The sequence below is a fragment of the Lysobacter sp. ISL-50 genome (genome assembly GCF_018612875.1).
Classification (GTDB): domain Bacteria; phylum Pseudomonadota; class Gammaproteobacteria; order Xanthomonadales; family Xanthomonadaceae; genus Lysobacter.
In genome coordinates, this window is record NZ_JAGGRI010000013.1 from 112,095 (window position 1) to 135,358 (window position 23,264).

Here is a 23,264-nt window from a genome sequence, read left to right on the forward strand (position 1 = left end):
GCGCGGTGGCCATTCCCTCCGCGCTGAAGATCGTGCTGATCGCCGCCGCCGCGGGCGCGCTGGGCGTGTTCGCCGGGCAGTGGGTCAGCGGCAACGGCTGGCTGATGCGCACCGACCTGGGCCAGCGCGTAATGCAGGAACGCATGGAGCGCGACTCGCCCAAGCCGCCGGCCGATCTCGCCGTGGCCGCGCGCGGCGCGGCGATGCCGCCGCTGCGATTGCAGGGCCTGGACAGGCAGCCGGTGCAGTTGCCGCAGGCCTATGCCGGGCGCCCGATCCTGATCAACATCTGGGCCAGCTGGTGCGGGCCGTGCATCAAGGAAATGCCCGAGCTCAGCCGCTACGCCAAGGGCCAGGGCGCGGACGGCACGCAAGTGGTCGGCATCGCCCTGGACAACGCCGCCGACGTCGCCGCGTTCCTGCAACGCGTGCCGGTCGGCTACCCGATCCTGCTCGACACCCCGGGCCCGCGCGATGCCGGCGTGCAGTTGGGCAACCTCAAGGGCGTGCTGCCCTACAGCGTGCTGATCGGCGCCGACGGCAAGCTGGTCAAACAGCGGATCGGGCCGTTCGAGGACGGCGAGATCGAAGGCTGGGCGAACTGATCCCTCGGCGCGACAGGGCCCGCGCACCGATCTGCGACCGCGGCCGCAACATGAACGAGCCCCAGGCCCGCCCGCCGCCCCCCGGTCGTGTTCGAATGGAGTTCGGTGGAATTTCGCAGTTACGCGGCGGCATGCCGCCAACGGTGGCGAACGGGCACCGAAAATTCACCTGTCGCGCCGATCCTGCCGGCATTTAGAGCCACCACTCAAACAACCGCTTAAATCGCGGCAACTTCGCCGATTTGGCGGGCAACTCCTGGACAGCTGAGCGGCCATCACGCAAACTGCCGCCCTTTGAAGGCAACCGCCCGGTCCCGATGGCCAAGCTCCTGGTCCTGCACGGCCCCAACCTCAATCTGCTCGGCACGCGCGAGCCCGAGGTCTACGGCCGCACCACCCTGGCGCAGATCGACGCTGGCCTGGGCGAACGCGCGCAGGCCGCCGGGCACGCCCTGGAGAGCCTGCAGTCCAACGCCGAGCACGTCCTGGTGGACCGCATCCAGGCCGCGCGCGGCGACGGCACCGCCCTGATCCTGATCAACCCGGCCGCCTTCACCCACACCAGCGTGGCCATCCGCGACGCCCTGGCGGCGGTGGCGATCCCCTTCATCGAGATCCACCTGTCCAACCCGCATACCCGCGAAGACTTCCGCCGCCACAGCTACTTCAGCGACCTGGCCCTCGGCGTGGTCTGCGGCTTCGGCGCCGATAGTTACCGCTACGCACTCGAAGCCGCAATCAAGCGGCTGGCACCCTGATCCCCCATTCGCCCGGACCGCCTCGCGCGGCCCGCACCCAAGATCCAAACCAGAGGCCCGCTTCATGGACCTGCGCAAAATCAAGAAACTGATCGACCTGCTCGAGGAATCCAACCTCGCCGAGATCGAGATCAAGGAAGGCGAGGAATCCGTCCGCCTGGCCCGCACGCCCAAGGGCGGCTACGCGATGGCGCAGCCGATGTACGCGCCGCAGCCCGAGCAACCGCGCGCGTCGCAGCCGATGCCGATGCAGTCGCCGACCGAAGCGGCCACCGGCGGCAGCGCCAAGCCCATCAGCGACCTGCCCGACGGCCACGTCGTGCGCGCGCCGATGGTCGGCACCTTCTACACCTCGCCGGCGCCGGACAAGCCGTCCTTCGTCGCCGTCGGCCAGGCGGTCAAGGCCGGCGACACGCTGGGCATCATCGAAGCGATGAAGATGTTCAACCCGATCGAAGCCGACGTATCCGGCACGGTGCTCAAGGTCATGGCCGAAAGCGGCCAGCCGATCGAGTTCGATCAGCCGTTGTTCGTGATCGGCTGATCGCCGATCGCGACGGGAATAGGGAATGGGGAATGGGGAATCGGGAATCGTCGAAGCGGCCCCACGAGGGCCTGGAGGTCTGGCGCGACGCCATGGATCTCGTGGAGACGATTTACCGATTCTCGGCCCGATTTCCCGACAGCGAGCGGTTCGGCCTGACCTCACAACTGCGCAGGGCGGCGATCAGCGTTCCGTCGAACGTGGCGGAAGGCGCGGCACGGCGCTCTACAAAGGAATATCTGCGTTTCCTTTCGATCGCCCGAGGCTCGCTTTCGGAATTGGATACGCAGCAGCAGATCGCCGTGCGCCTTGGATTCGCCGAACCATCGCCGCCGCTCAACGAATTGATCGATCGAGTATTCGCGAAGCTCACCGGCTTGATGAACGTACTCAGCAAGCGCGAGGCATCGTCATGAAAAACCGTATGCGCTTTTACGATTCCCGATTCCCCATTCCCCATTCCCGAACTTGGCACCCAAATGCTCGATAAAGTCGTCATCGCCAATCGCGGCGAAATCGCGCTGCGCATCCTGCGCGCGTGCCACGCGCTGGGCATCCGCACGGTCGCGGTGCATTCCACCGTGGACCGCAATCTCAAGCACGTGGCCATGGCCGACGAGTCGGTCTGCATCGGCCCGGCGCCGTCGTCCGAGAGCTACCTCAACATGGCCTCGATCATCGCCGCGGCCGAGGTCACCGACGCCCAGGCGATCCATCCAGGCTACGGCTTTCTCAGCGAGAACGCCGACTTCGCCGAGCGCGTGGAGCAATCGGGCTTCATCTTCATCGGCCCGCGCGCCGAGACCATCCGCCTGATGGGCGACAAGGTCGAGGCGATCCGCGCGATGAAGGAAGCCGGCGTGCCCTGCGTGCCCGGCAGCGGCGGTCCGCTCGGCGACGACAACGCCGCGAACATCAAGATCGCGCGCGAAATCGGCTACCCGATCATCGTCAAGGCCGCCGGCGGCGGCGGCGGTCGCGGCATGCGCGTGGTGCACACCGAAGCGCATCTCAACGCCGCGATCCAGACCACCAAGTCCGAAGCCAAGGCCGCGTTCGGCAACGACATGGTGTACATGGAGAAATTCCTGGAAAACCCGCGTCACGTGGAAATCCAGGTGCTCGCCGACGGCCAGGGCAACGCCATCCATCTGGGCGAACGCGATTGCTCGATGCAGCGTCGTCACCAGAAGGTCGTCGAGGAAGCGCCGGCGCCGGGCATCACGCCCGAGCAGCGCGCCGAGATCGGCCGGGTCTGCGTGGAAGCCTGCATCCGCATCGGTTATCGCGGCGCGGGCACGTTCGAGTTCCTGTACGAGGACGGACGGTTCTACTTCATCGAGATGAACACCCGCATCCAGGTGGAGCATCCGGTGACCGAACTGGTGACCGGCATCGATCTGGTGCGCGAACAGTTGATGATCGCCGCCGGCCGCAAGCTGTCGATCAAGCAAAGCGACATCGTGCTCGATGGCCACGCCATCGAGTGCCGCATCAACGCCGAAGACCCGGAAACCTTCATGCCCTGCCCGGGCCCGATCAATCATTTCCACGCGCCCGGCGGCCCGGGCGTGCGCGTCGACAGCCATATCTACGAAGGCTATCGCGTGCCGCCGAATTACGACTCGATGATCGGCAAGCTGATCGTGCACGGCCCCGACCGCGACACCGCGATCGCGCGCATGCGCGTGGCGCTCAGCGAGATGGTGGTGGACGGCATCAAGACCAACATCCCGCTGCAGCAGCGCATCTTGTCCGATGCCGGTTTCCAGCAGGGCGGGATGAACATCCATTACCTGGAAAAGCGGCTCAAGGAGCAGAAGGAGAAGACGATTTCGATCGTCTGATCCGGCGGGCCCGTCGCGCGGTTTTGCGATGGGGTCGCGGAGCTTCCTGAGCGGTGACGAAAGCCCCTTCGCGAGAAGGGGCTTTTTGTTTTTGTGGGAGGGCCCTTCAGGCCCGATGCCTTTCGTTCAAAGGCCAGGAAGCTTCGATGCGAGCGGAAACAAAAGCATCGGGCCTGAAGGCCCTCCCACAAAAGACTTCGCGAATCCGCGGACTCATTCGCAACGACGAGGTTTCTTGTGGGAGGGCCCTTCAGGCCCGATGCCTTTCGTTCAAAAGCCGGGAAGCTTCGATGCGAGCGGAAACAAAAGCATCGGGCCTGAAGGCCCTCCTACAAAAGACTTCGCGAATCCGCGGACTCATTCGCAACGACGAGGTTTCTTGTGGGAGGGCCCTTCAGGCCCGATGCCTTTCGTTCAAAAGCCGGGAAGCTTCGGTGCGAGCGGAAACAAAAGCATCGGGCCTGAAGGCCCTCCTACAAAAGACTTCGCGAATCGCGGACTCATTCGCAACGACGAGGTTTCTTGTGGGAGGGCCCTTCAGGCCCGATGCCTCTCGATCAAAGGCCAGGAAGCTTCAGTGCGATCTGAAACAAAAGCATCGGGCCTGAAGGCCCTCCTACAAAAGACTTCGCGAATCCGCGGACTCATTCGCAACGACGAGGTTTCTTGTGGGAGGGCCCTTCAGGCCCGATGCCTTTCGTTCAAAAGCCGGGAAGCTTCGATGCGACCGGAAACAAAAGCATCGGGCCTGAAGGCCCTCCCACAAAAGACTTCGCGAATCCGCGGACTCATTCGCAACGACGAGGTTTCTTGTGGGAGGGCCCTTCAGGCCCGATGCCTTTCGTTCAAAAGCCGGGAAGCTTCGATGCGAGCGGAAACAAAAGCATCGGGCCTGAAGGCCCTCCTACAAAAGACTTCGCGAATCCGCGGACTCATTCGCAACGACGAGGTTTCTTGTGGGAGGGCCCTTCAGGCCCGATGCCTTTCGTTCAAAAGCCGGGAAGCTTCGGTGCGAGCGGAAACAAAAGCATCGGGCCTGAAGGCCCTCCTACAAAAGATTTCGTGCTTTTGCAGCGGATGCGGACAACCGGCATCCCGCCACGGCTTACCGCGATCGGATCAGACGCGACCGCGCGGCCCGGAGCCTTGCGCCCCGGCCATGGCACCCACCCGCGACAGCCGCCCGCCGCGCGCAAGCGGCGCGCATGCATCGGCGACAGAACCGGCAAGGATCAATTCGCCGCTTCCAGCCAGGTCGCCATTTCCTGTACGTCGGTCTCGGTCAGGTCCGATGCGCCGGGCACGTTGCGCGGCTGGTTCGAGCGCTTGCCGCTCTTGCCCGCCGCCACCTGGGTGCCCGGAATCGGCTGCACGCCGCCGGTGGACGAGGGGCTGACGACCATCACGTACTCGCTGGAGCCGTCGGGCCACACCACCTTGAAGGTGCTGCCCGGCGGCAGCGACGAGAACGGCGCGCCGCTCTGCGCGCGGTAGACCGCCGCGATCTGCGCCGCGCTGAGCGAGCGCTGTTCGGCCTTGGAGTCCACCGAGGTCACCGCCACCTGCGACAGGTCGCGATAGTCCTCGCCGAACACATCGATCATTACGCCCGCGGCGCCGACCGAGTAGGCGCTCAACAACAGCGCCCAGAACCCGACCTTGGCCGTGCTTATCACGTGCTCGCGTTTCATTTCGTCCTCTCTTCGCCAGTCAGCGAATCGACCATTTCCTGCACCACGTCCGCCCCCTGACGCGGGATCGCCGCGTCGTAAACGAAACTTGCGAAATCCTGCTGCGGGTCTTGCGAGCAAATGCCGCCGTTGGCGCAGTAGGAGGTCATCAACGAGCCCTTGGGACCGCAGTCCTGGCCCAATTTGCATGCCGCGAGCTGCCAGGCCAGTTCGGCGAACTGGGTGCCGGCGACGCGGTTGTATCCGAATCCGGCGCTGCGCCCGTTGGAGGCGATGCCCATGCCCGGCGCCAGCGCGGAATACGCCTCCGCGTCCTTGGAGCGCACCACGCGATCGACCAGGTTCTGTCGGTATTCCTCGGTCTCCTCCAAGGGCTTGCCGGCGGCCAGCAGCGAGGCTTCGGCGGGCAGGCTGCCGGCCTTGGCCGCTTCGGTGCGCTTGACCACGATCATCGAGTAGCTGAGGTTGTCCTCGGGCGCGAAGCGCGCGCAGCGCTGGCTTACGCGCGCGCGCGCGGCCGCCATCGCGGCGGAGCTGCGCATCTTCATCGCATCGATCGTGCGGGTGTCGTTGCTGTAATCGACCGGCGCGTTGGAATAGTTCGCGCAGTAGTCGTACACGCGCGTCAGCAGCCAGATCGCCTCCGGCTCGCCGGCGTCGGCGCGCGTGCGCAGCGTCTGCGCATAGGCGTACAGGTCCGGCGCCTGTTCGAACTGCTGACGCAGCGGCGATTGCGCCGGCAGGTGCGCTTTGCTGCGCGGCGCGGGAGCGCGGATCGTGTCGTCGCGGCCCAGGTCGCCCTGCCGCGCCGACGGCTGGGGCCGCGCCTGCGGCGACTGGCCGATCTCCGGCGCTGCCACAGCGGTGTCGTCCGGCACGCCGCCGCGGCCGGCATAGACGAAAGCGCCGGCCAGCAGGGTCAGGCCCACGAACGCGGCCAGCGAACGCCCGCTCACGCGCGCGACCGCCGGTCTTTCATGCGGAGTCTGCAGGTAGCCGGTCGTGTAGGCATCGGACATCAAGTGCGTGACTCGGGATCCTGGCGGGCGGACGGCGGCGGCGCGGGGCCGGCACGGACGTGATGGCCGCCGTACCGGACCGGCCACGCGGGCTGGAGAGGCACATCGGCTCATCGTTGAGGCACCGATGATAAGTCAAGCTCCCGACAGATGTCCGCGTCCATATAAAATGTGCCAGACATCACGATGCGGGCATGCCCGGCCTGAACAGGTCGGCGCAGCCGATACAGGGCGCGGACCAGGCGCCGCATGGAATCCGGCCTAAGCGCCCGCGCACGCTTGCCTGGCGCGTTACGCGGCCGGGATCTGCCGGGGCCCTGTTCAGCCCAGGCAGCCCACGACGCGGCCGCCAAGCCCGCCGCAGCGGCCGCTTCCACCCGCAAGACCCCGCCGCCCACGACACGCGAGCCCGCCGCGCGCTATCTGATCGCGGCCAAACGGGTCAATAATGGCCGCCGCTTTCGATCACCCACCGCGCCTCATGCCCTTTCTCGAACTCACCCTGCGCTGCAGCGAAGCCGAACAACCGCGTTTCGAAGCCGCGCTGGACGATGTCGGCGCGCTCGCCGTGACCATGCTCGACGCCGATGCCGACACCAGCGACGAGCACGCGATCCTCGAGCCGGGCGTGGGCGAAACCCCGCTGTGGCAGTCCATCGTCCTGAGCGCCTTGTTCCCGCACGAGACCGACGCGCTGATCGTGTTGGCGGCGCTGGAATCCTTCGACCCCGGCCTGGACTGGACCCAGGTGCGCTTTCGCCAGGTCGAAGACCAGGACTGGGAACGCGCGTGGATGGACCAATACGAGCCGCTGCAGTTCGGCCGCCGCACCTGGATCGTGCCGTGGAATCACGAACTGCCCGCGCAGGCCGACACGCCCGAAGCGGCGGTGGTGCGGCTGGACCCGGGGCTGGCGTTCGGCTCGGGCACCCACCCGACCACCTCGCTGTGCCTGGCCTGGCTGGACACCCTGGCGGACGAAGGCCAGCTCGACGGCCGCCGCGTGCTCGACTTCGGCTGCGGCTCGGGCATCCTCGCCCTGGCCGCGCTCAAGCTCGGCGCCGCGCACGCGGTCGGCGTGGATAACGACCCGCAGGCGCTGATCGCCACCCACGACAACGCCGAGCGCAACGGCGTGGACGCGCGCATCGAGGTGCATCTGCCGCAGGACGAACCGGCGGCGACCTATCCGGTGGTGGTCGCGAACATCCTCGCCTCGGCGCTGATCGCGCTGGCCGACACCCTGGCCGCGCGCGTCGCGCCGGGCGGACGCATCGCCTTGTCGGGCATCCTGGCCGGACAAGAGGACGAGGTGCTGGCGCGCTACGCCGCCGACTTCGACGAGCTGCGCGCCGACCGTCTCGAAGACTGGATCCGCGTCACAGGCATCCGTCGTCGCTGAGCGCGGCGACATGGTTGAATAACGCGAATGTTCGTCGCCTGCCCTCACTGCGGATATCTGGTCGCGCTGATCGTCGCCAAGGACGGTCCGCCGCGGACCTGTCCGCGTTGCAACGGCGCGCTGCAAAGCGAACCCGCGGATGCGGGCGATGCGGCCGCGGCGACGCCGCTCAGCGCCGAGGTTGAACCCGGCGCGACGCCGGACCCGCCGGACCCGCCGGCCGCAACGCCGGTCGCCCCAACGGCCGCGCACGCCATCGAGCCCGGCGAGTTGCGCCGGCCCGGCACCGTGGCGACGACGCAGCGCGCGCCCAAGCCGCCGCTTGACACGCCGGCCGCAAGCGCCGGCGCGGACGCGAGCGCCGAGCGCGAAATCGTCATCGCCGATGTCGGCGACGACGACGCCCATCAGGCCGGCGACGAATCCACGCCCGCGGCAGCGCATGCCGACGCACCGGCGGACTCATCGTCATCCGATCCGTCCGCGTCGACCGAGCCGCCCGTCGCATCCGCACAAATTCCATCCGCGCCGCTGCCGCCGCTCACCGAAGCAGCGCCCGCGCCGGCGCGGCCGGCCAAGCGCGGCGCCGCGCGCAACGGCAAACCCGAGACCGCCGTATCCAGTGGCCGGCGCGCGCCGAGCTTCGCCCGCCAGCAGGCGCGCGCGCGCGCCGCCGCGCCGCGCATGCACTGGAGCGGGCCGCTGCTCGCGGTCGCGCTCACGCTGATCTTGTCGTTGCAATTGCTGCTCGCGCAGCGCGACGAACTCGCCGCCGACGCGCGCTGGCGGCCGCTGGTGGCGACGCTGTGCGGCGTGCTGCCGTGCGAGATTCCGCCGTGGCGCGAACCGGCCGCGCTGACGATGCTCAATCGCAACGTGCTGCCGGTCGCCGACCGCGCGGGCGTGCTGCGCGTTTCCGCCGGATTCCGCAACGATGCGCGCTGGCCCCAGCCCTGGCCGACCCTGGTGCTGAGTCTGGAGGACGTGGATGGCCGCCGGGTCGGCCAGCGCGCGTTCTCTCCCAGGGACTACCGCAAGGGTTTTCGGCCGCAGGAACTGATCGCACCGGGGCAAAGCGCCGCGGTGCAGTTCGACGTGCGCGAACCGGCGCCGCACGTAGTCGCGTTCACTTTCGATTTCCGTTGAAATATCGAACCGTCGCGTTGTTTATAGCGACTCCAGCGCGCTAGACTCCCCCTCCCGTCGGCGCAACCGGCGGACAGAACCTGCTACGGGGAAGCACTTGAACGCACTCAACGACCGCAACGAAGCCGCCCGCTCCGGACCTCGCGTTCCGTTGCGCGATCACGTCGCGACTTCGATCCGTCGTTACCTGGGCGACCTCAACGGCAGCGGCACCGAGAACCTGTACGAAATCGCGCTGCGCGAGCTGGAAATTCCGCTGTTCGCCGAAGTGCTGCTGCACTGCGACGGCAACCAGAGCCGCGCCGCCTCGATGCTCGGCATCCATCGCGCGACCCTGCGCAAGAAGCTGCGCGAATACGGCCTGGAATAACCGCCGCATCGCACGGCGGCCGCGCAGGCCCCCGCCGCGACGATTCATCCCGCAATCCACCGCCGCGCACTGATCGCGCCGCCGACTGCGCGTCATCATGTCCATGCGATGATCCGCCGGTCCCTCCGGCCGGCACGCGACATGCAGGACGACTTCACCCGACCCGGTTTCATCCTGCGGCCGTTTCCGGACGCCGACAGCGTGTTCGCGCCCGGTCAGGAATCGCTGCACCGCCATCTGCATCCGCTGGTGTCGATCGACCTGAGCGCGGTGCGTCCGCAATGGTCGGGCTGGCTGCATCTGCTCAGCCCGCTGGAGCCCTGCGACGGGCTGGTCGGCCAATACACCGAAGACGAATTCCACGGCGAATTGCTGCGCAGCAACTGGATCGGTTTCGCGATCGAGGACGGCCGTTACCGCCTGCTCGGCGACGCGCGCTATTTCCTGCTCGAACGCAGCCTGGAAGAAACGCCGCCGCAACTGCGCGCGGATCGCGCCGAACTGGAAAAGCATTACCTCGCCGAAGAGCGGGCCTACCGCGTGTCGCGCGATTATTACCGCGAACACGGCCGTCTTGTGCGGCTCAACCGGTTCGGCAACGCGCCCTCGGACGACACCACCGCACTGGACTTGGTCGAGCGACTCGGCGGCTTCGCCGATGCCGGCTACAACTGGGAAGAAACGGTCGAATTCCCGCTCGAATACGGCGAAGCCGAAGGCGTGGAACAAGCGGTGTGGCCGCTCAGTCCCAGCGGCCGCCGCTTCGAACACGTGGCCTCGGTGCCGGGCTGGAATTACCGCAAGACCGGCGCGGATCTGATCGTGCTGTTCTACGAGCCGGTCGAACAGCGGGCGCTGCTGACTTTCGACTGGACCTGAGTTCGCGCCGGATGCCTAGAGTTGCGCGCGGGTGCCGAGAAAGCGCAGGTATTCGGGGTCTTCCGTCGCGAACAGCTCGGCGCCGGCGCCCATGTAGGCGCGCATGAGTTGATCGGCGGCCGCATCGGCTTCGCCGGTGTCCAGCAACACCTGACCCAGGCGCAGGTGGATGAAGGGATTGCCCACGCCGCCGGGGCATTGCATCGCGTATTCCAGCACCGAGCGCGCCGACTTGAGATCGCGCAGGTGGAAATAGCAATCGCCGATCGCGGTCAGTATCCAGGTCGAGGCTTCCCAGTCTTTCTTCGGCTCCGGCACGAGTTCCCAGGCGTCGTTGAACTGGGTCACCGCGGCGTCGAAACGGCCTTGCTCGGTCAGTTGGTTGCCGGCTTCGCACAGGCGGTTGAGGTGGTTGTAGACGGTGTCGTCCATTTGTAGCGACTGGGAATTCATTGGACTCATTCTTGAATCGTGTGGGTTGCTCCGCAGTGCGCGCGTACGGCGCTTCTTGCGTTACTCGCTGCCGTCCATGGTGAGACTTGCGCGGGCTTCGGATCGCCCGGCCCGGCCATCCATGGCCGGGCGTGTAGCCCGACTGCGCGCAGTGCGCGCAAAGCGTCGGGCTACACCCACCAATACCGTATCAAATGAAAAAACACGGGCGCAGCGAAACACACCGAATCCAATCGATCGAGCACGCCGCCATGGCCTTCGATCATATGCCCCCAATCCTTGATGCCGCGGTCGCGCTTGATCGCCGACATCACCAGGCCGCCGTAGAAGCCCATCAGGTTGATCACCAGCGCCAGCGCCGCGGCCTGCCAGGGATTGAACGGGGTGATCCACCACAAGGCCGCGCCGAGCGCGGTCGCCGAGGCGACGCCGCCGATGAAGCCTTCAAGCGTTTTCGACGGCGACAGTTTCGGCGCGATCAGGCGCTTGCCGCACAGCTTGCCCCATACGTACTGCAGCACGTCGGAGGATTGCACCACGATCACCAGGAACGCGATCAACAGCAGATTGCGCCCTTCATAACCGGGAATATTCAGGTTGATCAGCGCCGGCACATGGGAAATGCAGAACACGCAGATCATCAGGCCCCACTGGACCTTGGCGGTGCGCTCCAGATAGCGGGTGGTGTCGCCGCCGATCGTGGACAGGATCGGCAGCAGCAAGAACGCATACACCGGAATCAACAGCGTATACAGCCCGTACCAGTCGATATAGACCAGCCAGTACTGCAACGGCAGCGCCAGATAGAACGCCGCCAGCAGCGCGTAGTAATCGCCGCGCCGGGTCGGCGCCAGGGTGATGAATTCGCGCAGCGCGAACAAGGACACCAGCGCGAACAACACGATCATGCCGCTGCGGCCGATCACGAACGCCACCCCGACCACCAGCGCCATCACCCACCACGCGCGGATGCGCGCGACCAGATTGGCGATCACCGCGCTCGGCCGGTCGCGGGTTTTCCAGCGCAGCCATTCGGCGATCACCGTCGCGATCAGCAGCACGCCGGCCACGCCGGAGAACAACAGCACCGAATGCGGCAACTCGCGGGCGAATCCCAGCCATTGGTTCATGCCGCCGTCCCCTGGCCGTGCTCGGACAAGGCCAGCAAGGCGTTGCGCGCGCGCTGCAAAAAGGCCTGCTTGTCTTCGTCGGCCTCCAGCCGCAGGGTGTCGCCGAAGGTCGCCGTGCACAGCAGCGGCAAGGGCAGCAGTTTGCCCTTGGGCATCACCCGGGCCAGGTTGTCGATCCACACCGGCACGAATTCCAGCTCCGGCCGTTTGCGCGCCAGGTGATACAGGCCGCTCTTGAACGGCAGCAGCGGCTCATCGCTCTGATTGCGCGTACCTTCCGGAAACAGGATCAGCGAACTGCCGCCATCGACAGCCTCGCACAGGGTCTCGATCGCGTCCTGCTTGCGCTGCGCCGGGTCGCGTTCGATCAGCACGCCGTTGAAGACTTCACGGATCAGATAGCGGCGCAGGACATCGCGCTGCCAATAATCGGCGCCGGCCACCGGCCGCACGTCGCGGCGCAGCGACGGCGGCAACGCCGACCAGATCATGACGAAATCGCCGTGACTGACGTGATTGCCGTAATAGACCCGGTGATCGGCCGAAGGCGAGCAGCGCCACAGCGCGCGCGCGCCGGTCAGCAGCCGGATCGCGGCGCTGAAGCCGTCGGCCAGCAGTTGCGAGATCATCGTGCCTCCAGCTCGCGCACGATCGCGCGCAGACGCAGGCCGATGGTCCACGCCGCGCCGGCGATCACCGCGCCCAGCGCGGCCAGCAGCAACCACGCGACCACGATCTGATGCCCGAGCGCCAGCCCCACCGCCGACAGCAGCGCCGCGATCGCGGTGGCGATCATGCGCGTGCGCCGCGGCATCGGCCCTTCGTCGTGTTCGCGCAGGCCGCAGGCCAGCCCAAGCACGCGCACGTAGGCAGTGCCGACCGCGAGCAGCGACGCCGCCCAGCCCAGGTCCGAGGCCCACGGCAACCACGCCGCCAGACCGTAGCCGACGCCGAGAAACACCAGCGCATCGGCCAGGCGGTCGGGCGCGTCGCTGTAGACCTCGCCGGCCTTGCCGACCATGCCGCCGCGACGCGCGAGCAAACCGTCGAGCCGGTTGCACAGCAGGCGTCCGCCCAGGCACAGCGCCGCGAACAGCAGCAAGGCCGCGCCGTAATGCGGCGGATCGCGCAAGGCGAAGAAGAACGAAGCGCCGGCCAGCGCCGACAGGCCGATGGCGAACAGCGAAATGCCGTTGGGCGTGGCGCCGCGCGCGCGCAACCGCGCGGCCAGCGCCGTCAACCATTCGTCGCGCGGCGTGGCCGTGGCGCCGGCTGGCGGCCGCGGCGAGGCCTCATGGCCGTCGCGGGATTGCTCGTCAGGTCCGTGTTCGCTCGTCATCGTCGTGCTCCACTCAATCGTGCTGCCTTCACCCGCGCCGCGTTCAATCGCCACCGCCGCCACAACCGCCGCAGCCACCGCCGCCCCCATCGCCGCTGCTGCAACCGCTGCCGCTGCTGTTCGAATCGCTGCTGGACGAACTCGATACCGGCGTGCGCAAGGTGTGGTACTCGCTGTAGTCGGTGCCGATCAGGCCGATCGTGCCCATCAACGCGGCGCGATGCATCGGCTCCGCGCCGGACAGCTCCTCGCTGGCGTCGTACAACACCCACTCGCCGGCGCGCGTGCGCGGTTGCGCGCGCAGCAGCCGGCCCAGGTACATGAATACGGTCAGGATCAGCAGAATGAACAAGAACCCGACCGGCTTGTCGCGCGCCAGCCCGATCATCAGTTTCATCACGCCCAGCGCCGCCAGCGCCAGCAACGGCGCGCTGCCGATCAGGCGGATCTGCCATTCGCGCGCCGCCGGCAGCCACCAGCCCTTGCGCCGCAGTTGCGCGGCGATCGGCGTGTAGGCGCGCTCGAGCGCTTTCAGCGTCGCGCTCATGGTCTGCTCGCGCGCGGCCACGTCGGCGGCGGTGCGCAGCGGCGGCGTCAGTCGCGCGGCCTGGGCGGCGTCGATGCGCAGCCAGACTTCATCGCGCTGCTGCGCGGCGGCGTAGGCGGTGCCCTGATAGTCCAGGGTCAGCACGCCGCGCTCCATCAGCTCGACGATGGCCACATCGGCCGCGCGCTCGGCGCCGCCGGCGAGGAAGCCGAGTTCGACGAAGTCGTCGTAACTCTTGCCGTCGCGCGTGTTCGGCCCGCGCATCAGCCGCTTGACCGCGCTGCCGGCGAGGAAGCCCCACACCAGCGCGAACAAATAAAACGCCAGGAACGCTCCGCCGCGCCAGTTCAGTACGTTGAAGGTTCCCTGCGCCGGGGCGAGCAGCACCCACAGCGCGATCAGCGCCGCGCTCGCCACCCATACGCCGATGCCGATCCCGCCCGGCGCCGACGCCCACGGCGTCAGCAGGCGCAGCCGCGCCTCATCGCGCGCCGTCGGCTTGCGCGGCGGCGGCTCGACCCGCGCCGGCGGCCACAATGCGGCCGGCGGCTCGTCGAAGTAGCTGCGGTAGCTGTCCAGCGTGTCGCGGTATTGCTGCTGATGGCGCGAATCCTCGACCTGCCCGCCCAACGACGGGGTGTGGTGCAGATCGCGCTTGAGCACCTGCGGGCAGAACCGCAGCCAGTAGTCGCGCGTGTCGGTCATGTGCGCGTGCCAGACCTTGTCGATGGTCTCGCTCGGCGTCACCGGGTGCGTCGCAACGACGGCCAGGAAACAGAAGCGGCGGTACTCCTCCAGCGCCGCCTCGGCGGTTTCGCGCGAAGACTGGATGGCGTGGGCGATGCGGTCCACATAGGCCTGCGGATGTTCGCCGCCGAAACGGTAGTCGCGCAGCCGCTGCCACAGGGCGCGATCCTCCTCGGTCCATTGCGCAGCGTCGGTCGGATTCATAGCCACACTCGTCCAAAGGGTGCGATCAGTGCCGCGAACTGTACGATCAAAACCAGCGCCTGCCGCAACAGCAGGCCGCGCGCGCCACGCCAGCGCCGCGGCCAATCGCGGCCTTCATGGCCGGGCTTGAGTAAGCCCAAGCCGAGCAGCGCGGCGTCCAGGCGGCGGGCGGCGTGTGCGTCGTCGCCGGATTCGGCCAGCGCTTGCAGCAGGCGCGCGTCGAAATCCACGCGGATCGCGTAGTACAGCTGCGCCAGCCCCGCCAACAGGCTCAGCGGCCAGGCGATCGGCACCCACGGCGGCGTTGCCGCGCCCAGGATCAATCCCAGCAGTGCCGCCAGCCAGAGCAGCAAGGACGCCGCGCACAACCAGCGCCCTTGCGCGAGCAGCGCCGCCATCGCCCGCAGTTCGAAGGCGGAGATAGGCGCGACGTCGGCCGCGTCGTTGGGTCGGTCCGCGCTCATGCCGTCTGTTCTCCGAGCGCGGCCGGCGGCGGCGCCGCCTCGCGCATCATCAGGCCCAGCGCGCGCCGATGGCGCTCGCGCAGCACGATCGCCGGACGCGCCCGGCGCAGGATCGCGATCGCCTCATCGACCGTCGCCGCGCGTCCGCTGCGCAGCAGCCAAGCCGCGACCGCTGCGGCGCTGCGCGAATAGCCCAGGGCGCAGCACACCAGAATTTCACCGCGGCCGCGCGCGGATTCGATATCGGCCGCGACCCGGCGCAGTTGCCGCGGCGTCGGCGCGACCAGATCGAGCATCGGCCGCACCACATCGCCCTCGCGCCACGGCCGCAGCGGCAGCTCCGCGCTGACATCGACCACGCGCGCATACCCATCGCGCTGCCCGCGCGCCGGCACCCGGCCCAGCCACAGTTCGTCGATGACCCACACCGGCTGCGGCGCGCGCCGCGTCCACCAGCGCGAGTTGGCCCAGGCGCCGAGCAGATACGGCGCGTACAGCCAGCGCGCGGCGTGGCTCAGGCGGCCGTCGTCGCGCTTTTGGAAGCCGTTCGCGCCGAACACGGCGTAATCGGCCGCGACCAAAAGCAGCGACGCCGCCGGCCAAAGCAACCACAGCGCCCAGCCATCGAGATTGATCGCGACCCACGCGCACAGCGCCGCGCCGGCCAGATAGATCGCCGCCAATTTCCAGCGCTGCGGATCGCGCGCCAGCGCCGCGTCGCGCCACGGCGCGGCCATGCGCTCGGGCCACAGCCACACACACAGCCAGCCGGCGAGCACGCCGGTAGGCAGGTCGATGAAGTGATGCTGATACGTGGTCAGCACCGACACGCCGATCAGCGCGAACCACCCATGCAACAGCCAGCGCCAGACGCCGCTCAGATGTTGGGCGAACCGCACCCACAGCACGATCAGCAACACGATATGCAGCGACGGCGCCTGGTTGAACGGCTTGTCGAAGCCCAGCAGCACGTCGAACAGCCAGCCGAACACGCCGCCGGTGTCCGGACGGGTGAAGGTGAAATGCAGCGGAAACAGCAGGAAGCAGCCGACCGCGATGGCCTGCGCGGTCAGCAGGCGAAACGCCTGCGTGTCCAGCTCGCGCTTGTCGCGGCACACGAACAGGGAAATGCCGTAGAACAGATCGATCGACCAGTACGGCACGATGGTCCAGGCCCAGAACGGGATCGCGTGTTCCCAGCCGAACACGATGCTGGGCAAGTCCGCGCGCGCGGCCGCGACCGAGTTGGCGTAGCCGTAGCTGAGGAAGAACAGCGGCCCCAGCAACAGCAGCCACAACGCCGCCCGCGCCCACGGGCGGCGCGCGGTCGCGACGGTCATGGCTGGACTCGCTGCGCCAGCGATACGGTGAAGATGCCCCAGGCGTCGATGCGCTGGTCGATCTTGACGAAGCCCGCCGCGCGCACGAGGTCATCCATCTCCTGCTGACTGCGCCGGCGCATCACCCAGGCCTCGCCGCCGCGATGGCTGGTCAGCGCGCGGGCGATGAACTCCAGTTGCGGATGCCAGGGCTGGCCGGTGTAGACCAGGAAGCCGCCCGGCGGCACCGCCGCGGCCAGACCGTCCAGCGAACGCCGCACCAGCGCGTTGTCGGGAAACAGTTCGTACAGGCCCGACACCACCGCCAGGGTCGGCTTGGGATCGAGCGCGGCCAGCGCGTTGCGATCGAAGGCGTCGCCCTGATCGAAGCGGGCGAGCGCGCTGGCGCCGAGCTCCTCGATCAGCGCGCGGCCCTTATCGACGTTGAGCTCGCTGTAGTCGCGCAAGCGGATCGAGTCGGCGCGTTCGGCGCCGCCGGCCAGCGCTTCGAGCGCGTAACGGCCGTGACCGGCGGCGATGTCCACCGCGTCCACCGCCATCCCGTCCGCGCGCAGGCGGCGCATGGCTTCGCGCAGCAATTCGTGCAAATGGGTGCGGCGCACGCGGATGCCGCGCCAGCCGATCGCTTCGAGATAATTGCGATCGACCATGCGGCCGAGCGGCCCGCTGCCGCGCGCCTCGTTGCGGTACACATAGTCCAGGCTGCTGCCCGAATCGAAACCGGTATCCAGCCCCAGCTTGATACCTTGCGACAATTTACCGCCGAAACGCAGGCTGGCGCGGACGAAGCGCCAGCGCAGGTCGGCCAGCGACCAGCGCTGCGGCGGCCACGACAGTTTTTCCGATTCCTCGAAGCTGGGCCCGTGCCGATGCGCGTCGAGCAGATCGGCGCGCTGCAGCGGCTCGGCGAAACGCGCCTGCACGAACGCACGGATGCGGTTGACCGCGGCGGCGCGGCCTTTCTCGCCCAGGGTGTCGTGGTAGAAATCCGCGAGCAGGTGGCGTTCCTTGATGCGCGAACCCAGGCGTTCGTAAAACCGGTCCTGCGGGCCGCGATGGACGACGAAATCCGCGCCGGACACCAGCAACTGGGTCGGCACGGTGATCGCCTGCGCGTCGGCGACGATGCGGTCGGCGGCTTCGTACAAGCCCAGCAGCACCCGCACCGAAATCGGCCGGGCGATCAACGGGTCGGTGCGATAGCTTTCGATCCGCTCCGGATCGTGGCTCAGCCATTGCGGCTTGACGTAACTGTTGACGAAGAAGTTGCCGCGCAGCTTCTGCATCAGCTTCAGGCCCGGCCGCGCCAGCGGCACGTACAGCTTGACCTTGAACGCCGGCGAGGCCAGCACCAGCGCGCGCAGGCGCGGCGCGTAATCGTGCACCCAGGTCGCCGCGACCACCGCGCCGACGCTCTGCGCGATCAGGGCGATGTCTTCGACCGCGACCTGATGGCGGGCGTGGATGTGGGCGATGAAGCGATCCAGATCGCGCACCAGCGCTTCGAAACCCGGCGCGTCGCCGCGCTCGCCGGGCGAGCGGCCGTTGCCGCGCGCGTCCCAGGCGAACACGTCGAAACCGTCCAGCCCCAGTTCGGCGACCAGATGCTGCACGCGTCCGGAATGCTCGTGACCGCGATGCAGCAACACCAGCGCCTTGCGCGGCCCGCCGTCGCTCTTGCCCGCCGGCCAGTGGCGATAGAACAGTTCGACCCCGTCGAAACTGGCGAAATAATGTTCCTGGGCTTCGCTCATGACCACGTCCTCATGATTGTTCTCCTTGTCGGCGCACGACTTCCTGCGCGGCATCATGCAGCAAACCGGCGCGCACGCGGCGCACCACGGTCCATGCACACATCAGACTGCCGAGCGTCAGCGCAAGTTCCGTCGTGCGCGCGCCGATCCATCCCAACGCCAGCAGCAAGCCGAGCAGACCGATCACGAAGGCGCGATCGCTCTTGCCCATTGGCCCATCGTAACGGCGCGGCGCGCCGATCATCGGGCCGAGCACGCCGGCGTATTCGGTCAACACCGCCAGCAACACGAACGCCAGCAACGGCGCCGGATGCAGGCCCGCCAGCGCGAACAGCGACAGATACAGCGCGCTGTCGGAGACGACGTCGCACAATTCGTTGAGGTAGGCGCCCAGCCGCGACTGCTGGCCGAATTCGCGCGCGAGCATGCCGTCGATGGCGTTCATCGCCATGCGCACGAACATCCATGCCGGCAACAGCGCGAACAACCAGGGCTGGCGCGGCGCGCCCCAGTACACCAGCGCGGCGAGCGCGAGCGAGATCAGCGCCGCGGCGGCGGTGACCTGATTGGCGGTGACGCCCAGCGCGTGCATTGCGCCCACCATCGGCCGCAACAGCGCCTGGAAGCGTCCCTTCAACGCGTAGATCGATGCCATTCCTTGTGCGTTCCTCCGCACCCTCTCGGGCGGTCGGGGACCAGCTTAGCGGCTGGGGGGCGAGGGTGGGCGCGAGGGCGGCGGGTTGGGGCGGTATCGGAATGCTCGACTTTGGGGCCAGCGTGGGTGGCCTGGGTAGTGGGTTGGGGAAGAGCAAATCCCCCCTGCCCCCCTTTTTTCAAAGGGGGGAACGGCAAAGGCGGGGCGGGAAGGGACCGACGCCTCTGCCTTTTGCCCCCTTTAGAAAAGGGGGCGAGCGTCCGCAGGACGCGGGAGATTTGAGCCTTTGATCTTGACCCGCCCGACGCCCCAATCCCCCGAAAAACCCCTTCCATGCACGAGCGCCCCCGGCCCACCAGCACGGCCCAGCTATAATTCCCGCGCCCTTCGCTGCCCTCCTCCCCGCATGACCTCCGATCGCTCCACCGGCACGCCGGTTCACGTCCGTCGCGCCCTGCTGTCCGTGTCCGATAAGACCGGCCTTCTCGAACTCGCCCAGGCCCTGGCCGCACACGGCGTGGAACTGCTGTCCACCGGCGGCACCGCCAAGGCCTTGCGCGACGCCGGGCTGAACGTGCGCGACGTATCCGAGGTCACCGGCTTCCCGGAAATGATGGACGGCCGGGTCAAGACCCTGCATCCCATCGTCCACGGCGGCCTGCTCGGCCGCGCCGGCATCGACGACGCGGTGATGGCCCAGCACGGCATCGGCGCGATCGACCTGCTGGTGCTGAATCTGTATCCCTTCGAGAAAGTCGCGGCCAACCCGGCCAGCAGCTTCGAAGACATCATCGAGAACATCGACATCGGCGGCCCGGCGATGCTGCGCTCGGCGGCGAAGAACTTCGCCCGCGTCGCGGTCGCGACCGACCCGGCGCAGTACGCCGGCCTGATCGCCGAGCTGCAGGCCAACGCCGGCGCGCTCAGCGCCAAGACCCGCTTCGCCCTGTCGGTGGCCGCGTTCAACCGCGTCGCCCAGTACGACGCGGCGATCAGCAACCATCTGTCGGCGATCGCCGAAGACGGCAGCGCGCAAGCCTTCCCGGCCCAGCACAACGCCAGCTTCGTCAAGGTCATGGACCTGCGCTACGGCGAAAACCCGCACCAGCAGGGCGCGTTCTACCGCGACCTGCAGCCGCTGCCGGGCAGCCTGGCCACCTTCGTCCAGCTGCAGGGCAAGGAACTGAGCTACAACAACCTCGCCGACGCCGATGCCGCCTGGGACTGCGTGCGCCAGTTCGAGCACCCGGCCTGCGTGATCGTCAAGCACGCCAACCCCTGCGGCGTCGCGCAAGGCGTGGCCTGCGGCGATGCCTACGAACTGGCTTACGCCACCGACCCGACCTCGGCCTTCGGCGGCATCATCGCGTTCAATACCAAGCTCGACGCGGCCACGGCGAAAGTCATCCTTGACCGCCAGTTCGTCGAAGTGCTGATCGCGCCGGACTTCGACGACGCCGCAGTCGAGTACGCGAAGAAGAAAGCCAATGTGCGCGTGCTGCGCATCCCCCACGGCGAGGGCCGCAACGCCCTGGATTTCAAGCGCATCGGCTCGGGCCTGCTGGTGCAGAGCAGCGATCTGCGTGAAGTGCGCCGCGATGAGCTCAAGGTGGTCAGCAAGCTCGCGCCCACCGATGCGCAGTTGAGCGATCTGCTGTTCGCCTGGCGCATCGCCAAGTTCGTCAAGTCCAACGCCATCGTCTATGCGCGCGACCATCGCAGCATCGGCATCGGCGCCGGCCAGATGAGCCGCGTGGTCAGCGCCAAGATCGCCGCGCTCAAGGCCGAGGAAGCCGGCCTGGTCGTTCCCGGTTCGGTGATGGCCTCCGACGCGTTCTTCCCGTTCCGCGACGGCATCGACGCCGCCGCCGCGGCCGGCATCAAGGCGGTGATCCAACCGGGCGGCTCGATGCGCGACGGCGAGGTCATCGCCGCCGCCGACGAACACGGCCTGGCGATGGTGTTCACCGGCGTGCGCCACTTCCGTCACTGAGATCCGCGCGGGCGCGAATCGCTTTCGCGCCCGCCTTCCAACGCGTATGTCCGATCCTTCCAAATCCGATTCCTCCGGCAAGAACGGCCGCGCCAAGCCGCGGCCGACGCCGGTGGTCGTGAATCCGGCCGCCGCGACCGGCGCGGCGCCGTCGCTGGGCCGCAACCTGATGCGCTCGCTGGTCCGCAAACTCAGCGTGCTCGCCGTGCTGATCGCGGTGATGGCGGTGTGGGGCGCGTGGCAGTACTCGCGCCGGCAAGCGGTGGAAAGCGAATCGCTGGGCGATTACCGCCTCGGCGGCCGCGCGGTCACGGTGATGGTGGTCGAACCCGACGTCGCGCTGGAAATCGGCGCCGGCCTGCGCCGCGACTACACCGTGCAAGTCGCGCGCGCACTGGCCAAGCGCTTCGAACAACTGGGTTATGAAACCCGCGAGGTGGCCGCGCGCAGCGATGAAGAACGCTTCGGCCAGACCACGCGCCTGTCCGACCGCCATGCCGCCGCGCAATACCAGACCCAGACTGCGCAGGCGATCCGCGACGCCAACGCGCCGGTGCTGCGCGTGTCGCTGCAGGATCTGAAATTCGACGGCCACACCGTCAGCGAACAGAACTACCGCGTCGAGCTGCTGGACCCGCAGAACCTGCAACCGTCCTGGCGCGCGACGCTGACCTGGCGCGAAGGCCGTTTCCAGTCGATCGCCCTGCTGTGGAACCTGCGCAAGAACCAATTGCCGCCGCCGTTGTGGGACAGCCTGGCGGATCTGGCGATCGCGCGGATGCGCAAGGACGGGGTGATCGCGCCGGGTTCGACGATTCACTGACCGCCGCAGCACCATCGCCTGTCTCCCACCGTCGTAAAATCCACCTTCCGCGCCTCCTTCCCCTCGTTTCTTCGGAGCAAGCATGAAAGTCCTCGTAATCGGTTCCGGCGGACGCGAACACGCGCTGGCCTGGAAGCTCGCCCAGTCGCCGCGCATCGAGGAAGTGCTGGTCGCGCCCGGCAACGCCGGCACCGCGTACGAGCGCAAATGCCGCAACGTCGCCGTCGCCGCCACCGATATCGACGGCCTGCTCGAACTGGTCGGCCAGGAAAACATCGCCCTGACCGTGGTCGGCCCGGAAGCGCCCCTGGTCGCCGGCGTGGTCGATCGCTTCCGCGCCGCCGGCCTGCGCATCTTCGGGCCCACCGCCGCGGCCGCGCAGCTCGAAGGCAGCAAGGCCTACGCGAAGGACTTCCTGGCCCGCCACGGCATTCCCACCGCGTACTACGCCGTGCACACGCAGGTCGATGCGGCGCTGGCCTACATCCGCGAGAAAGGCGCGCCGATCGTGGTCAAGGCCGACGGCCTCGCCGCCGGCAAGGGCGTGATCGTGGCGATGACGCTGGCCGAGGCCGAAGCCGCCGTCACCGACATGCTCTCCGGCAACGCCTTCGGCGCCGCTGGCGCGCGCGTGGTGATCGAAGAATTCCTCGACGGCGAAGAAGCCAGTTTCATCTCCATGGTCGACGGCCGGAACGCGCTGCCGATGGCGACCTCGCAAGACCACAAGCGCGTCGGCGACGGCGACACCGGCCCCAACACCGGCGGCATGGGCGCGTACTCGCCCGCTCCCGTGGTGACGCCGCAAGTGCACGAACGCGTCATGCGCGAAGTGGTGATGCCGACCGTGAACGGCATGATCGCCGACGGCGTTCCGTTCACCGGATTCCTCTACGCCGGGCTGATGATCGACGCGCACGGCGCGCCGAAAGTCATCGAGTTCAACGTCCGCTTCGGCGACCCGGAAACCCAGCCGGTGATGTTGCGCCTGGACTCGGATCTGCTCGACCTGGTCGAAGCCGCGCTCGACGGCAAGCTCGACCGCGCCCAAGCGCAGTGGGACCCGCGCCCCTCGCTGGGTGTGGTGATGGCCGCGGCGAATTATCCGGAAACGCCGAAGGCCGGCGACGTCATCCACGGGCTGGACGCAGCGCAGCCCGCGCACGCGAAAGTGTTCCAGGCCGGCACCAAGCTCGGCCCGGACGGCGAAACGCTGACCGCCGGCGGCCGCGTGCTGTGCGTATGCGCGATCGGCGACGACGTCGCGCAGGCGCAGCGCGAGGCCTACGCCGCGCTCGCGAAGATCCATTGGGACGGCGAGTTCCATCGCAACGATATCGGCTGGCGCGCGATCGAGCGCGAGCGGGGAAGCGCGGCGAGCTGAGCGCAGCCGATCGCTTCGAGAACCAGAACGGCCGGGAGAGCGCGACGCTCCCGGCCGTTTTTTATTTCGCCTGCGCGAGCGACGTCGCCGCTGCGGTTATTCGCAAGAAAAAGGCCGGGAGAACTCAGTTCTCCCGGCCTTATCGTTTCTGCCCGCAGGGGCGGCGCAAC

22 protein-coding genes and 1 pseudogene are annotated in these 23,264 nt (G+C 67.9%); 12 read left to right on the top strand and 11 right to left on the bottom strand.

Features of this window, described 5'->3' with window-relative positions; all coding sequences use genetic code 11:
• The first annotated feature begins 5 nt into the window (after positions 1-5).
• The 5 genes from J7J50_RS08690 to accC all read left to right on the top strand — a co-directional run bounded on the left by J7J50_RS08690 (position 6) and on the right by accC (position 3,754).
• Complete coding sequence (locus J7J50_RS08690; RefSeq protein WP_343222460.1) at positions 6-605, top strand: TlpA disulfide reductase family protein; 600 nt, start codon at positions 6-8, stop codon at positions 603-605.
• Positions 606-922: 317 nt separating this feature from the next.
• Complete coding sequence (aroQ, locus tag J7J50_RS08695) at positions 923-1,363, top strand: type II 3-dehydroquinate dehydratase (protein ID WP_057941641.1); 441 nt, start codon at positions 923-925, stop codon at positions 1,361-1,363.
• 64 nt (positions 1,364-1,427) lie between these two features.
• The gene (gene accB / locus J7J50_RS08700; protein WP_215055698.1) at positions 1,428-1,907 is read left to right on the top strand and encodes an acetyl-CoA carboxylase biotin carboxyl carrier protein; all 480 of its coding nucleotides are present in this window, start codon (positions 1,428-1,430) and stop codon (positions 1,905-1,907) included.
• 32 nt (positions 1,908-1,939) lie between these two features.
• Positions 1,940-2,323 (top strand): four helix bundle protein, encoded by a 384-nt coding sequence (locus J7J50_RS08705; protein ID WP_215055699.1) that lies wholly within the window; start codon positions 1,940-1,942, stop codon positions 2,321-2,323.
• 63 nt (positions 2,324-2,386) lie between these two features.
• Positions 2,387-3,754 carry an acetyl-CoA carboxylase biotin carboxylase subunit gene (gene accC / locus J7J50_RS08710; protein WP_057941638.1) on the top strand — a complete coding sequence of 456 codons (1,368 nt, stop codon included), beginning with the start codon at positions 2,387-2,389 and terminating at the stop codon, positions 3,752-3,754.
• Positions 3,755-5,103: 1,349 nt separating this feature from the next.
• On the opposite strand, the pseudogene J7J50_RS08715 reads toward accC, so the two are convergent.
• Both J7J50_RS08715 and J7J50_RS08720 read right to left on the bottom strand, forming a co-directional pair.
• Positions 5,104-5,445: pseudogene (locus tag J7J50_RS08715) on the bottom strand (hypothetical protein); the annotation flags it as partial.
• Positions 5,442-6,464: a hypothetical protein gene (locus J7J50_RS08720; protein WP_251043999.1), complete on the bottom strand. Its 1,023-nt coding sequence runs from the start codon at positions 6,462-6,464 to the stop codon at positions 5,442-5,444. The gene J7J50_RS08720 and the pseudogene J7J50_RS08715, both read right to left, overlap by 4 nt.
• A gap of 481 nt (positions 6,465-6,945) precedes the next feature.
• On the opposite strand from J7J50_RS08720, the gene prmA reads away from it, so the two are divergent.
• The 4 genes from prmA (at position 6,946) to J7J50_RS08740 (ending at position 10,261) form a co-directional block, all read left to right on the top strand.
• Complete coding sequence (gene prmA / locus J7J50_RS08725) at positions 6,946-7,866, top strand: 50S ribosomal protein L11 methyltransferase (protein ID WP_215055700.1); 921 nt, start codon at positions 6,946-6,948, stop codon at positions 7,864-7,866.
• 27 nt (positions 7,867-7,893) lie between these two features.
• Entirely contained in the window at positions 7,894-9,012 is a 1,119-nt protein-coding gene (locus J7J50_RS08730; RefSeq protein WP_215055701.1) for a DUF3426 domain-containing protein, read from the top strand.
• 97 nt (positions 9,013-9,109) lie between these two features.
• Complete coding sequence (gene fis / locus J7J50_RS08735) at positions 9,110-9,382, top strand: DNA-binding transcriptional regulator Fis (RefSeq protein WP_215055702.1); 273 nt, start codon at positions 9,110-9,112, stop codon at positions 9,380-9,382.
• Between the two features lie 141 nt (positions 9,383-9,523).
• Positions 9,524-10,261, top strand: a complete 738-nt coding sequence (locus J7J50_RS08740) for a hypothetical protein (RefSeq protein WP_215055703.1) — start codon at positions 9,524-9,526, stop codon at positions 10,259-10,261.
• A gap of 15 nt (positions 10,262-10,276) precedes the next feature.
• Here J7J50_RS08740 and J7J50_RS08745 read toward each other — a convergent pair whose 3' ends face one another.
• The 9 genes from J7J50_RS08745 to J7J50_RS08785 form a co-directional block, all read right to left on the bottom strand.
• Positions 10,277-10,714, bottom strand: a complete 438-nt coding sequence (locus J7J50_RS08745) for a tetratricopeptide repeat protein (protein ID WP_215055704.1) — start codon at positions 10,712-10,714, stop codon at positions 10,277-10,279.
• Positions 10,715-10,884: 170 nt separating this feature from the next.
• Positions 10,885-11,844 carry a phosphatidate cytidylyltransferase gene (locus J7J50_RS08750; protein ID WP_215055705.1) on the bottom strand — a complete coding sequence of 320 codons (960 nt, stop codon included), beginning with the start codon at positions 11,842-11,844 and terminating at the stop codon, positions 10,885-10,887.
• Entirely contained in the window at positions 11,841-12,473 is a 633-nt protein-coding gene (locus tag J7J50_RS08755) for a lysophospholipid acyltransferase family protein (RefSeq protein ID WP_215055706.1), read from the bottom strand. The genes J7J50_RS08750 and J7J50_RS08755 overlap by 4 nt, the downstream gene beginning before the upstream one ends.
• Positions 12,470-13,183 carry a CDP-alcohol phosphatidyltransferase family protein gene (locus tag J7J50_RS08760; RefSeq protein WP_215055707.1) on the bottom strand — a complete coding sequence of 238 codons (714 nt, stop codon included), beginning with the start codon at positions 13,181-13,183 and terminating at the stop codon, positions 12,470-12,472. Before J7J50_RS08760 ends, J7J50_RS08755 begins: the two co-directional genes overlap by 4 nt.
• A 43-nt stretch (positions 13,184-13,226) precedes the next feature.
• Complete coding sequence (locus tag J7J50_RS08765; protein ID WP_215055708.1) at positions 13,227-14,681, bottom strand: TIGR04222 domain-containing membrane protein; 1,455 nt, start codon at positions 14,679-14,681, stop codon at positions 13,227-13,229.
• The gene (locus J7J50_RS08770; protein WP_215055709.1) at positions 14,678-15,145 is read right to left on the bottom strand and encodes a hypothetical protein; all 468 of its coding nucleotides are present in this window, start codon (positions 15,143-15,145) and stop codon (positions 14,678-14,680) included. The genes J7J50_RS08765 and J7J50_RS08770 overlap by 4 nt, the downstream gene beginning before the upstream one ends.
• Positions 15,142-16,485 carry a phosphatase PAP2/dual specificity phosphatase family protein gene (locus tag J7J50_RS08775; protein ID WP_215055710.1) on the bottom strand — a complete coding sequence of 448 codons (1,344 nt, stop codon included), beginning with the start codon at positions 16,483-16,485 and terminating at the stop codon, positions 15,142-15,144. Before J7J50_RS08775 ends, J7J50_RS08770 begins: the two co-directional genes overlap by 4 nt.
• Entirely contained in the window at positions 16,482-18,239 is a 1,758-nt protein-coding gene (locus J7J50_RS08780) for a bifunctional alpha/beta hydrolase/class I SAM-dependent methyltransferase (RefSeq protein WP_215055711.1), read from the bottom strand. Before J7J50_RS08780 ends, J7J50_RS08775 begins: the two co-directional genes overlap by 4 nt.
• Positions 18,240-18,249: 10 nt before the next feature.
• Positions 18,250-18,894 carry a CDP-alcohol phosphatidyltransferase family protein gene (locus J7J50_RS08785; RefSeq protein ID WP_215055712.1) on the bottom strand — a complete coding sequence of 215 codons (645 nt, stop codon included), beginning with the start codon at positions 18,892-18,894 and terminating at the stop codon, positions 18,250-18,252.
• A gap of 406 nt (positions 18,895-19,300) precedes the next feature.
• Here J7J50_RS08785 and purH point away from each other — a divergent pair, with 406 nt between their 5' ends.
• From purH to purD, 3 genes are all read left to right on the top strand, one after another.
• Positions 19,301-20,887, top strand: coding sequence for a bifunctional phosphoribosylaminoimidazolecarboxamide formyltransferase/IMP cyclohydrolase (gene purH, locus J7J50_RS08790; protein WP_215055713.1), 1,587 nt, complete (start codon positions 19,301-19,303; stop codon positions 20,885-20,887).
• A gap of 46 nt (positions 20,888-20,933) precedes the next feature.
• Complete coding sequence (locus tag J7J50_RS08795) at positions 20,934-21,710, top strand: hypothetical protein (protein ID WP_215055714.1); 777 nt, start codon at positions 20,934-20,936, stop codon at positions 21,708-21,710.
• Positions 21,711-21,792: 82 nt separating this feature from the next.
• Positions 21,793-23,094: a phosphoribosylamine--glycine ligase gene (gene purD, locus J7J50_RS08800; RefSeq protein ID WP_215055715.1), complete on the top strand. Its 1,302-nt coding sequence runs from the start codon at positions 21,793-21,795 to the stop codon at positions 23,092-23,094.
• Positions 23,095-23,264 lie beyond the last annotated feature (170 nt).

Coding starts and splice junctions, on each gene's coding strand:
- aroQ (WP_057941641.1), top strand. CDS start 923: ATGGCCAAGCTCCTGGTCCTGCACGGCCCCAACCTCAATCTGCTCGGC.
- accB (WP_215055698.1), top strand. CDS start 1,428: ATGGACCTGCGCAAAATCAAGAAACTGATCGACCTGCTCGAGGAATCC.
- J7J50_RS08705 (WP_215055699.1), top strand. CDS start 1,940: ATGGGGAATCGGGAATCGTCGAAGCGGCCCCACGAGGGCCTGGAGGTC.
- accC (WP_057941638.1), top strand. CDS start 2,387: ATGCTCGATAAAGTCGTCATCGCCAATCGCGGCGAAATCGCGCTGCGC.
- J7J50_RS08720 (WP_251043999.1), bottom strand. CDS start 6,464: ATGTCCGATGCCTACACGACCGGCTACCTGCAGACTCCGCATGAAAGA.
- prmA (WP_215055700.1), top strand. CDS start 6,946: ATGCCCTTTCTCGAACTCACCCTGCGCTGCAGCGAAGCCGAACAACCG.
- J7J50_RS08730 (WP_215055701.1), top strand. CDS start 7,894: ATGTTCGTCGCCTGCCCTCACTGCGGATATCTGGTCGCGCTGATCGTC.
- J7J50_RS08740 (WP_215055703.1), top strand. CDS start 9,524: ATGCAGGACGACTTCACCCGACCCGGTTTCATCCTGCGGCCGTTTCCG.
- J7J50_RS08745 (WP_215055704.1), bottom strand. CDS start 10,714: ATGAATTCCCAGTCGCTACAAATGGACGACACCGTCTACAACCACCTC.
- J7J50_RS08750 (WP_215055705.1), bottom strand. CDS start 11,844: ATGAACCAATGGCTGGGATTCGCCCGCGAGTTGCCGCATTCGGTGCTG.
- J7J50_RS08755 (WP_215055706.1), bottom strand. CDS start 12,473: ATGATCTCGCAACTGCTGGCCGACGGCTTCAGCGCCGCGATCCGGCTG.
- J7J50_RS08760 (WP_215055707.1), bottom strand. CDS start 13,183: ATGACGAGCGAACACGGACCTGACGAGCAATCCCGCGACGGCCATGAG.
- J7J50_RS08765 (WP_215055708.1), bottom strand. CDS start 14,681: ATGAATCCGACCGACGCTGCGCAATGGACCGAGGAGGATCGCGCCCTG.
- J7J50_RS08770 (WP_215055709.1), bottom strand. CDS start 15,145: ATGAGCGCGGACCGACCCAACGACGCGGCCGACGTCGCGCCTATCTCC.
- J7J50_RS08775 (WP_215055710.1), bottom strand. CDS start 16,485: ATGACCGTCGCGACCGCGCGCCGCCCGTGGGCGCGGGCGGCGTTGTGG.
- J7J50_RS08780 (WP_215055711.1), bottom strand. CDS start 18,239: ATGAGCGAAGCCCAGGAACATTATTTCGCCAGTTTCGACGGGGTCGAA.
- J7J50_RS08785 (WP_215055712.1), bottom strand. CDS start 18,894: ATGGCATCGATCTACGCGTTGAAGGGACGCTTCCAGGCGCTGTTGCGG.
- purH (WP_215055713.1), top strand. CDS start 19,301: ATGACCTCCGATCGCTCCACCGGCACGCCGGTTCACGTCCGTCGCGCC.
- J7J50_RS08795 (WP_215055714.1), top strand. CDS start 20,934: ATGTCCGATCCTTCCAAATCCGATTCCTCCGGCAAGAACGGCCGCGCC.
- purD (WP_215055715.1), top strand. CDS start 21,793: ATGAAAGTCCTCGTAATCGGTTCCGGCGGACGCGAACACGCGCTGGCC.